9 protein-coding genes are annotated in these 13262 nt (G+C 37.7%); 6 read left to right on the top strand and 3 right to left on the bottom strand.

Annotation, left to right across the window (positions count from 1 at the left end):
- Nucleotides 1-10: 10 nt before the first annotated feature.
- The 6 genes from DK857_RS10930 to DK857_RS10905 all read left to right on the top strand — a co-directional run bounded on the left by DK857_RS10930 (nucleotide 11) and on the right by DK857_RS10905 (nucleotide 8123).
- Nucleotides 11-3712: a cellulose biosynthesis protein BcsC gene (locus tag DK857_RS10930; protein WP_109402187.1), complete on the top strand. Its 3702-nt coding sequence runs from the start codon at nucleotides 11-13 to the stop codon at nucleotides 3710-3712.
- Between the two features lie 15 nt (nucleotides 3713-3727).
- Nucleotides 3728-4198 (top strand): cellulose biosynthesis protein BcsD, encoded by a 471-nt coding sequence (gene bcsD / locus DK857_RS10925; RefSeq protein ID WP_109394486.1) that lies wholly within the window; start codon nucleotides 3728-3730, stop codon nucleotides 4196-4198.
- 39 nt (nucleotides 4199-4237) lie between these two features.
- Nucleotides 4238-5149 (top strand): sensor domain-containing diguanylate cyclase, encoded by a 912-nt coding sequence (locus tag DK857_RS10920; RefSeq protein ID WP_109394484.1) that lies wholly within the window; start codon nucleotides 4238-4240, stop codon nucleotides 5147-5149.
- A 168-nt stretch (nucleotides 5150-5317) separates the two neighbouring features.
- A complete protein-coding gene (gene galU, locus DK857_RS10915) occupies nucleotides 5318-6277 on the top strand; it encodes a UTP--glucose-1-phosphate uridylyltransferase GalU (protein ID WP_227003157.1) in 960 nt (319 codons plus the stop codon).
- Between the two features lie 73 nt (nucleotides 6278-6350).
- Nucleotides 6351-7379 carry a glycosyl hydrolase family 8 gene (locus DK857_RS10910; protein ID WP_109394482.1) on the top strand — a complete coding sequence of 343 codons (1029 nt, stop codon included), beginning with the start codon at nucleotides 6351-6353 and terminating at the stop codon, nucleotides 7377-7379.
- Nucleotides 7380-7694: 315 nt separating this feature from the next.
- Nucleotides 7695-8123: a TOBE domain-containing protein gene (locus DK857_RS10905; protein ID WP_109394481.1), complete on the top strand. Its 429-nt coding sequence runs from the start codon at nucleotides 7695-7697 to the stop codon at nucleotides 8121-8123.
- Between the two features lie 116 nt (nucleotides 8124-8239).
- On the opposite strand, the gene DK857_RS10900 is transcribed toward DK857_RS10905, so the two are convergent.
- The 3 genes from DK857_RS10900 to selA all read right to left on the bottom strand — a co-directional run bounded on the left by DK857_RS10900 (nucleotide 8240) and on the right by selA (nucleotide 13249).
- On the bottom strand, nucleotides 8240-9889 hold the full coding sequence (locus tag DK857_RS10900; protein WP_109402186.1) for an LTA synthase family protein: 1650 nt from the start codon (nucleotides 9887-9889) through the stop codon (nucleotides 8240-8242).
- 109 nt (nucleotides 9890-9998) lie between these two features.
- Entirely contained in the window at nucleotides 9999-11861 is a 1863-nt protein-coding gene (gene selB, locus DK857_RS10895; RefSeq protein WP_109402185.1) for a selenocysteine-specific translation elongation factor, read from the bottom strand.
- Nucleotides 11858-13249: an L-seryl-tRNA(Sec) selenium transferase gene (gene selA, locus DK857_RS10890; protein ID WP_109394475.1), complete on the bottom strand. Its 1392-nt coding sequence runs from the start codon at nucleotides 13247-13249 to the stop codon at nucleotides 11858-11860. Before selA ends, selB begins: the two co-directional genes overlap by 4 nt.
- Nucleotides 13250-13262 lie beyond the last annotated feature (13 nt).

Below are 13262 nucleotides of genomic sequence, written 5' to 3'. Positions count from 1 at the left end.
GGGATATGAGATGAAAAATCACGCACTTAATATCATCGTTCAAGTCATCTATGCAGGTTGCATTCTAGGGGCTTCAAGCCAAGTACAAGCAACCGCAGTTGAGGCAAATACAACAGCAACTGATCCAAGTATTGTCAGTTCTCTTATTGAACAAGCTAATTATTGGCATGGTAGAGCTCACGATGAACGTGCAGTAGAAGCATTACAAAAAGTTTTGATTATGGAAAGCAATAATCAGGATGCGCTGTATTTAATGGCATTCTTTACTGCACAACAAGGTAATGAAAAACAAGCAACTTATTGGCGAGAAAAACTTGCGCAAATTGCACCGCAAGATCCACGAATTGAAGGATTAAAAAACATCCGTTCATCACAATTTAGTGAACAACAATTAGGATATGCCAGAGAGTTAGCGAAAAAGGGGCAACACGCAGAAGCGATAAAAGCGTACCAACGTTTATTTGTAAGCAGTGAGCCGCCTGAAACACTGGCGTTAGAATATTATCAAACGATGGCAGGTGTACCCACAATGTTGCCTCAAGCCATTACAGGATTAAAGCAACGTGCTGCATTGATGCCTGATAATAAAGAAACGCAAAAAGCATTAGGATTAACATTGACTTATAACGAAGAGACTCGTCGTGAAGGGATAACTATTTTAGGGAATATCTCGGGTGATGAGTCGGCCAAAAAAGGTCTGCGTCAAGCACTGTTATGGTTGAATGTTCGTCCTGATGATGAAGTGTTATATAAAACTTATTTGCAAGCAAACCCGAACGATAAAGCGGTTGCAGAGCATTTCCAAGGTGCTATTCAAGGTAATGCACGCCAAGCAGGTTATACCGCATTAAACAAAGGCAAATTGAAAGAAGCCGAAGGTTATTTCAAACAAGCTTTGGCGTCAGATAACAATGATGCGCAAGCCTTAGCAGGTTTAGGTTATATCGCATTACGTTCAGGTGATTTAACCACCGGTCAGCGTTTATTAAATCAAGCTGCGCAATCGGGTGGCGAACAAGGCAGTAAATGGAAGCAACAAGCGGAAGATGCGGGTTTTTATGCGCAATTACGCAGCGCACAACAACGCGCTAAACAAGGAAATATTCAACAAGCTATTGAACAATTAGCCCCATTAACCAGTGCTTCAGGTGAAAAAGGGTTATCTGCCAATTTATTACAAGCTGACTTATTGCGAAAGCAAGGTAATTTACCTGCTGCCCACCAATTGTTGTCAGGGATTTATCAGCAAAATAGCCGTAATGAAAAAGTGATTTCTGCTTATTACTATTTATTAGTTCAGGAAGGACAGAATACGAAAGCAGAACAATTACTGGCTCAACAATCTGCTTCTTTGCGTCAAAAATTGACTGCGAATACCGATCCTTCTGAGAAATTACGCCGTGAAGCGCAAAAAGCATTAGAAAGTGGTGATCGTGTTCAAGCAAGACAATTACTTTTACAAGCACAGCGTAAAAACCCGCAAAATAACTGGGTTTACCTTGATTTAGCACGCCTAATGGTGGCGGATGGCGATAGTGTTGGTGCAAAAAATATTATTTCACAACTACAAAACCGCAGAACAAGAGATTCTGATTATGTGGCATCTCTATTTTATGTTGAGCAAAAAGAGTGGGATAAAGTTTTTAACTTACTAAGTAGCCATAATCAACAAACTGAAGCTGAAAAAGAGTTATTACAACGAGCTCGTTTCCATCGCCAACTTGCGCAAGCTGACCATTATCGTCAGGCTGGAAACCTTGTGGCCATGCGTAATATTTTACGTCCATTAATTAATCAAGTTGCTGATTATCCAAATGATGTGGGTGAATTAGCAGAGAAATTAGTTAACAGTGGATTAAACGATGAAGCGTTACAATTAGTTGAAAGTGATATTGCAAAAGGCACTAAAGGCTCGGTAGGTAACTACGCAGGTCACATCAACGTTCTCAATGAGTTAGGTCATTATACACAGGCGTCTAGCTTGATTAATGATCCTGCTTTACAACAAGAAACACCGATTGTTGAGAAAAAACGTTTAGAAGCTGCGACTAAAGTTGCGCAAGCCGATAGTTTACGTGAAAAAGGCGAAATTAAAGCGGCTTACGACACGTTAGTCGTTGCTTTAAAAGCATCACCTAATGATCCCGATTTATTAATGGCATTAAGTCGTGTTTATTTAGCGCAATCCATGCCTGAACAATCAAACAAAATTCTTTCTTACTTAGAAAAAGAGCAAGGAAAAGATAGCAAATTAATCCAAGCTCAAATTGAAGTGGCATTAGCACAGAAAGATGGAAGAAAAGCACAGCAGTTGTTGCAACAACTCCCATCTTCTTCACAGCCAGCTTATTTATTACAAGCTGCACAAATTGCGCAACTAAATGGTGAGAATCGCAAAGCATTAACGTTACTGCGTAGTGCGCAATGGCAAAATAGTGATAGCTCATTGAAAACTTCAGCAGGCCAATTAAAAGCATTAGGTGACAGTGATAATGCCACGATTGCGGGGTCTATTTATGAACGTAAAGAGATGGCATCGGTTCAACGCTCTATTCGTGAATTAGAAGAGAAAGTTTCACCTTGGGTACAAGGTGGTGTTGCTGTTCGTCATCGCAATGGTGATAAAGGATTATCTAACGTCACTGAAATTTCGGCACCAATGAGTATTTCAAGTGTACCTGGTGAAGAATTCCGTTGGGAATTTAGTGTTAACCCAGTTTCGATGACCAGTGGTTCGGTTTCTGGAGAAAGAGCTAACCGCTTTGGTACTGGTCAGCTTCAACATGCTGAACGCTTTGCTAAGAATAGCGATAACCATGATGAGAAAAACAAAATTAATGCCGATGAAGCCGGTAGCCAACGTGCTTCTGGTGTTGAATTAGGACTGCGCTTATCAGACAAGGATGTCAGCTTTGATGTGGGCTCAACGCCATTAGGTAAAGATACGGCAACGGTTGTCGGTGGCCTCACATATTCACCTCAAATTAGCCAAAATGGGCAACTAACACTGACCGCAGAGCGCAGAGCCATAAAAGATAGTCTACTTTCTTATATGGGGCGTACTGATCCAATGACTGGCGAAAGTTGGGGGCGTGTAACTCGTAACGGCGCTAAAGTTCAATATGCTTGGGATGATGGAAAAATTGGGGCTTATGCTGGTGGTGGTTTCTATAACTACGAAGGTAAAAGTGTTGCGAGTAATGATGAAGTGAAAGCGTGGATTGGCTCTTATGCTAAGTTCTATAAAGATGATCAACAAGAAGTAAAAGCCGGTGTGCATGTTGATTATATGAACTTTAGAAATAACCAAAACTACTTCTCTCTAGGACATGGTGGCTACTTTAGCCCACAAGATTATGTGTCTGTTACATTGCCTGTTGCTTATACCCGCCGTTTTGAAAAAGGTGAAGTCTCACTAAATGGTGCAATAGGGATACAAAGTTACAAACAGAAAGGCAGCGATTATTTCCCAACACATGGTTATATGCAAAACGCATTAAATAAAAAGAATGCGAGCGATCCTCGTATTAAATCTCAGTACGAAGAAGAAGACGAAACGAATTTTACTTATAGATTAGGTTTAGACGCGAAATATTATTTAAACAAAGAAACCGAGTTAGGTGTCAGCTTATCGCATGATACATCGGGTGATTATGCTGAAGATAATATGTGGTTACACTTAAAATATACCCCAGACTTCCTGTCTAAATAATTAAGGAGACAAATAATGAATAAGCATGACAGTGATATCTTACAATTACCTTTTGAAAGTGGCTGGCAAGATCTAACTCAATTATTATTTTTTCAAATCTTAAATGACAATGATATTTCTACTGCTGGAAATAAATTAAGGAATATAGGTAAAGATATTGCCTTACGTTATCCTTTACCTGAAAGCGAAAATATTCAATTACTTGAATCACATATTAATCGCGTATTAACACTTTTTAAATGGGGGTTTGTCACGATATCCCCGGCAATGAGTGAACTTTTATTGGTTCATTGTGCATGGCCTCATTTTACGCAAAGCCAAGATGATGCTCAGTGGCGTGTTGCAAGTGCCGGTGTTTTAGAAGGGTTATATGAAGGCTGGTTAACGAATCAAGGTGGTAATGACAAAATGCAAGTGCATCGTCAACCTACTGATGCAAAAGATGTCTTTATTTTCCGCTATGCGCATAACTCATCAGCCGAATAATAATATATATGCTTTATTGATGAGCATAGGAGGTCAAAAATGAATGAAATGATATTTAATGATGATAATTCTAAATGCTTATTAATAAAGCAATTTACTAATAATGTTTTCATGATGTTAGTAACAGATATTAATGGCATCATTATTTATGCAAATGAAAAATATTGCGAATTTAATAATGTTCACTTTGAAAATATAAAAGGTAAAAAATACAGCTTATTTAACTTAGTTGATGAGAATCAAATTAATTGTTGTGTAAATGGTAATAATGATAATAAGGGAGTATATCGATTAGAAGCCAAAAGAAATAACGATACACAACAAGATGTATGGGAAGATATTAGTATTATTCCTGTTTTTGATGAAAGTAATTTAATTTCTCATTATGTATTTATTAGCTTGGATATTACTGATAAGGTAGAGCTAAGAAATGAGTTATTTAATAAAAGCTATATTGACTCATTAACTGGAATATCTAATCGATTAAGTATTGTTGAAAAAATCGAAAATGAACGCTTAAATATTTCACAGCCATCTTCATTTTGTCTGGGTATTATAGATTGCGATAAATTCAAATCTATTAATGATCAATTCGGGCATCATGCTGGCGATAAAGTATTGTGTGAAATATCAAAACGATTGTCACAATTAGAAAATAGTGAAGTCTATTGTGGCCGGCTTGGTGGCGATGAATTTGCTGTGCTTTTCCCTAAAGGATTACGTTCTTGTTCTGTGATTTTGTTAGAAATAATAGAATCACTTTGGAAATCAATGGAAAAGCCTATCGATATTAATTCGGATTTTATGTTAACCCCTTCAATTAGTTTAGGTATTGCTGAATATCCTAAAGACGGAAAAACATTATCTGAATTATTAAAATCTGCAGATGAAACACTTTATTCTATAAAAGAAAAGGGTGGTAACAAATATGGATTTTATTCTGGATTTTAAATAGAAAAATTTTTAAATAAAGATATATAAAATAACGTTATCTCTTTTTAACGAAGAGGGAGGTGACTGTCTTTAAAATATATCTAGCATTCCTAATGAAATATAAGAGTAACTTTAAAATAACACTAAATATTAGTTTTAGATAAATATCTATTAGAGGATTTTATTATGATGAAAGCGGTTATCCCTGTTGCTGGATTAGGTACTCGTATGTTACCTGCAACGAAATCAATTCCTAAAGAAATGCTGCCAATCGTTGATCGCCCTTTAATTCAATATATTGTTGAAGAGTGCGCTCAGGCAGGTGTTGAGGAAATTATTTTAGTGACTCACTCTTCTAAAAATTCAATTGCGGATCACTTTGATACCAGCTTTGAATTAGAAAATATGCTGGAACAGCGTATTAAAAATAAATTATTAGAAGAAGTGCGCTCAATTTGTCCTGACAATGTCAAAATTGTTCAAATTCGTCAAGGTCATGCTTTAGGTTTAGGCCATGCAATTTGCTGTGCACGTCCAGTTATTGGCAATAATCCATTTATTGTTTTACTGCCAGATGTTTTATTAAATGCACACTATTGTGATCCTCAACATGATAATTTATCAGCAATGATAAAACGTTTTGAAAAAACAGAACGTAGCCAAATAATGGTTGAACCTGTGCCAATGAGCCAAGTGCAACAATATGGTGTTGTAGATTGTGAAGGGGTTTTCTGTCCTCAAGGTAATTGGGCTCCTATTCGTCGTATCGTAGAAAAACCAAATCCTGAAGATGCGCCTTCTAATCTTTCTGTTGTTGGCCGTTACGTTTTTTCTGAAGCTATCTGGGAATTATTAGATGGTCTACCAGCTGGCGTAGGTGGTGAAATTCAATTAACGGATGCGATTGATTTATTATTGAAAAAAGAAGTCGCTGAAGCATATACCTTAGTGGGTAAATCACATGACTGTGGTAATAAGCTAGGATATATGAAAGCCTTTGTTGAATATGGCCTACATAATTCTGTGTTAAAAGAAGAATTTGCTTCTTGGATGCAGGACTTTTGTGAAAAAACATTGTTACCCAAAACAGAAGTCATAGAAGAAGATGAAGTAAGTGAAGCACAAAAGATAGTTGCTATCTTTTGAGTTTATCTTGAAATAATATGCAATATGCCGACCGAACTAAGATGGCGGTCGGCAATAGCAGGAGAGAAAGGCAATGTCTTTTAGGCACTTATCTCGTTGTAATTTTCTATTTTCCACCTTTTTTATTTTAGGTTTGTTGCTTATGGTTTCACCCTCAATACAGGCAGCAGATACTCAATTAGGATGGCAACAGTTTAAAGAGCGCTACATTAAGGATGATGGGCGAGTTATAGACAGCGCTAACAAAAATATTTCACACTCTGAAGGTCAAGGCTATGGCATGTTAATGGCTGTGATGAGTGATGATCATGAAACATTTAATAAGTTATGGCGCTGGACAGCAGCTTCTCTTTATCGTGGCGATTTAGGCTTATTTAAATGGCGTTATGAGCCTGAAAATAGTGAACATACCCCTGATCCTAATAATGCGACAGATGGTGATATCTTAATTGCGTGGGCATTATTAAAAGCTGGCGAAAAATGGAATGATGAAAGTTACCTTTCAGCTTCTGATTCTATTCAACACGCTATTTTGGAACATACTTTAGTTAAGACAAAAAATTATACCGTACTTTTACCCGGTATTAATGGGTTTAAAACGCCAGAAGAAATTATTATTAACCCATCCTATTTTATTTTCCCTGCATGGAAAGATTTTTATCGCACAAGCCAAGATGTTCGTTGGAAAGCGTTAATTAATGATAGCCAGTCTTTACTTAGAAACATGCGATTTGGTGAATATCAATTACCCACTGACTGGGTAAGTTTATATCCAGATGGAAAGATAGAACCGAGTGAAAAATGGCCTGCACGATTTAGCTTTGATGCAATACGCATTCCACTTTATTTAGCTTGGGCACATGACGAATTAGCGCTACAACCTTTTGTGCAGTATTGGCAGCAATTTGATCGTTATAAAACCCCAGCTTGGGTAAGTATTGATGCTCAAGAGCGCGCTGAATATAACCTTACTCCCGGCATGATGGCGGTGAGAGATTTAACGATGAAAACACCTATTGAAGATGTCGATTTAAGTAAAGATACGGACTATTATTCTTCAGCTTTACATTTATTAGCGGCTTTTGCTCAAAACGGGCAATAAGTATATTTAGTTAATTTTAATGATGGATAGCTTAAATTCCTTTTAATACAGAAAGGCATTAAGTTATCTATTTTTTTATATTGATAGTGCTAAAAAAATAACTTTCTAAATTATTTATACTTATTCGATTCTAATAAGTTAATAATAATTCGTTATCTCCATATTTTTTATAACGCTATGTTTTTAAATAATAAATAAACTTTAAACCATGATCTGAAAATAATTTATTTGATGATGTTTATGCTAAAGTTATCTCAGTAATTTGATAGTGTTATTAATATGATTTCTCATCAATAATAGAATAGAGGTGAATAAATGAAAGTTTCAGCACGTAATCAGCTAGTTGGTAAAGTTGTTGATATTATTGACGGTGCCGTTAATAGCGAAGTGATTTTATCTTTAGCTCATGGTGAAAAACTTGCCACAATTATTACTAAAGAGAGCTGTGACAGTTTAAAGATCAAAAAAGATGGCGAAGCAATTGCCATTATTAAAGCGCCGTGGGTTGTTTTAGCACTACCTGATTGCGGTTTAAATTTTTCTGCACGTAACCAATTTTTAGGTAAAGTAACTCAAATCGCACAAGGTGCGGTGAACTCTACCGTTCATTTAGAAACAGCTAAAGGTCTAGAACTGACAGCTGTTATTACAAATGAAAGCTTACAAGAGATGAAACTGGCAAAAGGCAGTGATGTTTTAGCGCTAGTGAAAGCATCAAGTGTGATTGTTGCGACACGCAAATAATTGCAAGTTTATTTCTTGAAATAAAAAAGAGGCTAAATATTTAGCCTCTTTCTTTTTGATATTAATTATTTTTTTGAATTTATTATCCCGATCATCTTTTATTCAGGTAATAAAAATTAATTATCTGTACTACCTGCAACTTTCAGTTTGTCATAGATATAATTTTTATAACTGTTAACTAATTTCTCGTCTTCACAATCGTTTAATTTACCTTCACATAAATGGCGCATTTGAATGTTTGCTTTGTAGAAAGGAGATAATGGCAAACGAGCACGCTCCAGTATCATGCCACCTAAAAAGCTAATATCCGTTAACTCACCCGTTGAAAGTGATGCACCTTGCGTTAGGTTATCTCTCAATGTGAATTGAGTGATATGTGTGGGGTTAGTAAATGGTGACTGGTAATTATTTAGCTCAATATTTGGTTGATGATCACCAAAATAGAGAAACATTGTCGGTTTTTCTCTTTGGGCGACAAAATTAGAGAAATCTTTAATTGCCGGATCACTGGTAATTATTTTTTCCATATAGTGGCTAAATTTACCCGGTGCATTACTACTTTCTGTATGACCTGCAATTTGGTACATATCTCTGTGTGATTCGTCATAAGGGCCATGTTCGTACATGGTTAATGAGAATATGAATAAGGGTTTATCTGTGCGTTTCTTCAGTACTTCTTCAACGTAACCCAGCATATCTACTGTCGATATCTTCCAGAGGTTTTCCTCTAATGTTCCCGGGTAGCCAAGCTCTTGAGGTTGAATGATTTCATCAATTCCCATTTTTTCATAAGCGTAACCTGCATGGTAGGCACTACGATTAAACGGGGTGAGTAAAACGGTGTAATAGCCTTCAGCTTTTAGTTGGCGGAATAAACTTTCATTAAGATTATCGACAACAAAATAGAATACAGAGTTTTTACGCGCACCAAAATCATCCGTATTTAGCCCTGTTAATACAGAAAATTCAGAAAGCCAAGTACCACCACCAAAGGTTTGTACACGTAAAGGGCTTTGTGCACTCACACCTTCATCTTTTTGGAACATAAATAAATCAGGCAGTGCAACATCTGTATTAAATTGATAAATATGAGGGTTAACTGTCGATTCCTGTAATAAAACAATAATGTCAGGTTTTATGTCTGTCTGTGTTTCTGGTAACACGGTTTTGTTCGCTTGTTCAAGAAAGTAATCTGCATCTTCCTTGAAATAAGGAGGGTGATAAGCCGTTTGGTAGCCAGACATAATTAAATTAGTGACAGTACCTCGTCCACCCGGAAGTGTGCCTTCCCATTCAGCCTGCCATTTTTCTACGGTGAAATGGATAGTGGTAAACCCAATGACTATTAAGAGTAGACTACTTATACGTAAGGCTGGGCGTGATTTTTGGGAAAAACGCCAAGCGATGGACATATTGATAAGAAGCCATATTAGCATCGCAATCAATGCAACACCGGCTTCCCAATAATGGCCTAATGTCCCTAAATTCGAGCTATCAAAAGCCAGATCAAAGTCAGAGAACATTAATGTTTCTTTGTAATAATGGACTTTGAGCTGATTAATAAACTTAGTTATCAGGAAGAGTGTACCGGTGGTAATAGCCGAAAATAAGACACGAGCAGATAAAATAAAGCAAAGAGAAAAAAGAATAAAATAAGCACCTACAGAAAGAAGTGCAGTATAAATAAACGTTACTTTCTCAAAAACAATAAAGAGTGATGCTATAAGAATAAGTGCAAGATAAGCACTTCCTAATATTTTTTTCATATCTCTTCCGAGTATAGCGATAAAGAATAAAGGGGTATTTTACAAGTATTGTAGGAGATAACATTAAATAGGCTAAATAACTTTATTTAGCCTAAATTAACATCTGTATTTAGAATAACCCTTTGTCTCGTAAAATATGAAGATCTTTTTTGCGACGAGTAAAACCCGTGCGATCAAAATACTCTAAAATTTGCACTGCTAATTTACGCCCAACGGATAATTCATCACGGAAATCCGCTGCGGTAACACTGCCATTGCTTTCATTATATTTCACAATGATAGATGCAAATTTTTCTATTGTTTGGTGTGTATAGTAGCGATCGGCAATAATCGGAATAATTAAACCTAATTGCGCTGCTTTACGTAATAATGAGCGGATCACCTTCTCATCATTTTTCATTTCATTGGCTAGATCACGTACCCACCAAGGTTCAGATTGCTCAAAGTAGACTTTGGCATTTTGCCATAACGCATCTTGTTCTGGGGAAAAAGCAAGACCATGAGTTGGGAGATGAAGCCAACCACGACTTTGACTAATAGCACCTTCTTTACGTAATTGATCTATTAAGTGATAGACCAATTCATCATGATAAGTCGGTAGTGACATCCGTTTTAAACGAGAACGACCCACACCCATTTGATCATTATGTTGTTGATGATATTCCGCAAGGGTATCGAGTAATTTCTGTTTTGCATTATCAGCATTTTCTTTAGAAAGAATAACGCCTGCAACATTGACTAAATCAAAGGTTTCTAATAATTGAGTTAGCGCACTTTCAGTTAATTGCTGAGCCCAAGCAAACTGATTTAGAGAAAGTTCACCTTTTGGTAAACATAACGCTAAATTGGCACTAACGCTGTTTGCGCTATCAAGTTGGTGTAACCAAGTTAAGAACTCAGCTTGTCGTTTACCTCTACGTGGCGAGTGCAAATGTAAGACTTTCGCAGCAGCTAAAGTGCGTTGAGCACTGATATCGCGCAAGATAAGTCTGTCGTTATCCACCAGCCAAAGGGGGTCATCAAGAATAAGCTCAGCTAACTGTGATGTTTCATTAGCATCATTTAAAAGAGCAACACGACCTGTAATATGGCGTGTACCATGGTGAATATGTACAGGCTGCCAATGCTTTAAAGGTTCATCTCCAATTAAACTGACTAATATTTTATGAGATTGATAGTTAGGTACTTGAGAAAGCAACCAGTCACCACGAGAGACGTTTTCTTTACTGACATCTCCTGTGATATTAATTGCAATACGATGACCTGCACCCGCTCTCTCTACGGGCTGATTTTGTGCATGTAAAGCTCTTATTCTTACGGGTTTATCTGCACCAGTTAGCCAAAAGGTATCACCAACAGAGATTTGTCCCGCAAGTGCGGTACCTGTGACAACTAATCCTGCCCCTTTAATGCTAAAAACACGGTCTATTGCTAAACGAAAACGCTTATGCCATTGAGGGTGTTGTTGCTCTTGCTGATGCAACTCAACAAGGTAGTCACGAAGCGCTGGAATACCTTCACCAGAAGGGGCTGAGGTGACAAAAATATCAGGTTGTTGCCAGCCTAAATTGGCTAATACATCAATTGTTTGTGAACGAACTTCTTCAATTCGCTCAGGTGTAACGCGATCTGCTTTGGTGAGAATAATGGTAACTTGAGGACAGCCAGCAAGACGTAAAATAGAAATATGTTCGATGGTTTGTGCCATAACGCCATCGTCACAAGCCACAATTAATAGTGCATGAGAGATCCCACCGACACCCGCGAGCATATTTGAAAGGAATTTTTCATGGCCGGGAACATCCACAAAACCAATTGAGGTTCCATCATCTTGACGCCAATAGGCATAACCTAAATCAATGGTCATGCCTCGTTTTTTCTCTTCAGGTAAATGGGTAGTGTCTACTCCAGTAATGGCCTGTATAAGAGTGGTTTTTCCGTGGTCTACGTGACCAGCTGTCGCAAAAATCATAGTAAAAGTGCCTGTATTAATGCATTTTCATCCTCAAGACAGCGCAGATCAAGCCACAGGCGACCATCAGTAATTCGACCAATAATCGGCTTTTCTAAATTACGCCAATGCGCAGCTAGCGCATCTAACTGGCTACCTTTTCCATCTTTGGCTTCAAAGGTAAGTGCTACGCTCGGTAAACTTTCAATAGGTAACGAACCACTGCCTATTTGAGAAGCACATGAGGATATCGTGATATGGTAGTTATCCCCATAATATGCCTGAAAATGAGGCAATAACCGTTGCGCCATATCATTAATTTCTGTTTGTGTCCGAGTTAACAAACGTAATGTCGGGATCTCAACAGCCATTTTTTCAGGTTGCTGATAAAGGCATAATGTGGCGCCTAAAGCAGCTAATGTCATTTTATCAACACGTAATGCACGCTTTAAAGGATGGCGCTGAATAGCCTCAATCCACACTTTTTTACCAAGGATTATTCCTGCTTGTGGACCACCTAATAGTTTATCACCAGAGAAGGTGACAAGGTCGATGCCTTGTTGCAGATAATCTTGTGGCATTGGCTCTGAAGGTAAACCTAAGGCAGCTAAATTAGTCATTGAGCCACTGCCTAAATCGATAGCGGTTGGTAAGTTCATCTCTTTACCAAGCGCAGCAAGTTCATCACCATGTACTTCAGCTGTAAAGCCTTGAATACAATAGTTGCTAGTATGAACTTTCATTAGCAAACCTGTATTTTCATTAATGGCGTTACGATAATCTTTAAGATGGGTTCGGTTTGTTGTACCGACTTCTTTGAGTGTACATCCTGCTTGTGTCATTACATCAGGGATACGAAAAGCACCACCTATCTCAACTAATTCACCTCGAGAAACAACAACCTCTTTATTTGGAGCCACTGTTGCAAGCATCAGTAAAACAGCCGCTGCGTTGTTATTTACGATACAGGCATCTTCTGCTCCTGTTAATTCACATAACAAGTCAGCGATAGCGCGATCACGGTGTCCTCTTGAAGCACCATCAAGAGAATACTCTAAGGTTGCTGGTGAACGCATAACTTGGCTAACGGCTTCGATGGCGGATTCTGCCATTAATGCACGCCCTAGATTGGTGTGTAAAACGGTACCTGTTAAATTGAAAACAGGTTTAATCGAAGATTTTCGTTGTAATGTAATGCGATTTTTTAATTCATCAGCCCAATGGTTGTGCCATTGTGGTAACTCGTTTTCTTGGCGAATAATGATACGCGCTTCTTCTTGTAACTTTCGTAAATGCTCTGCAATAAATGTCTGACCATAAGAAGTTACAAGGGCTTGAATGTCTGCTTGGTGCAGTAACTTATCAATAGATGGCAGTTGGCTATAAAGTGAGCGCGTATCATTTGTCATGCTAATACCTAAT

The organism is Proteus terrae, from assembly GCF_003144325.1.
GTDB classification, from domain to species: Bacteria; Pseudomonadota; Gammaproteobacteria; order Enterobacterales; family Enterobacteriaceae; genus Proteus; species Proteus terrae.
Note: the sequence above shows the minus strand (reverse complement) of the source record. Positions and strands in the feature narration are given on the sequence as shown.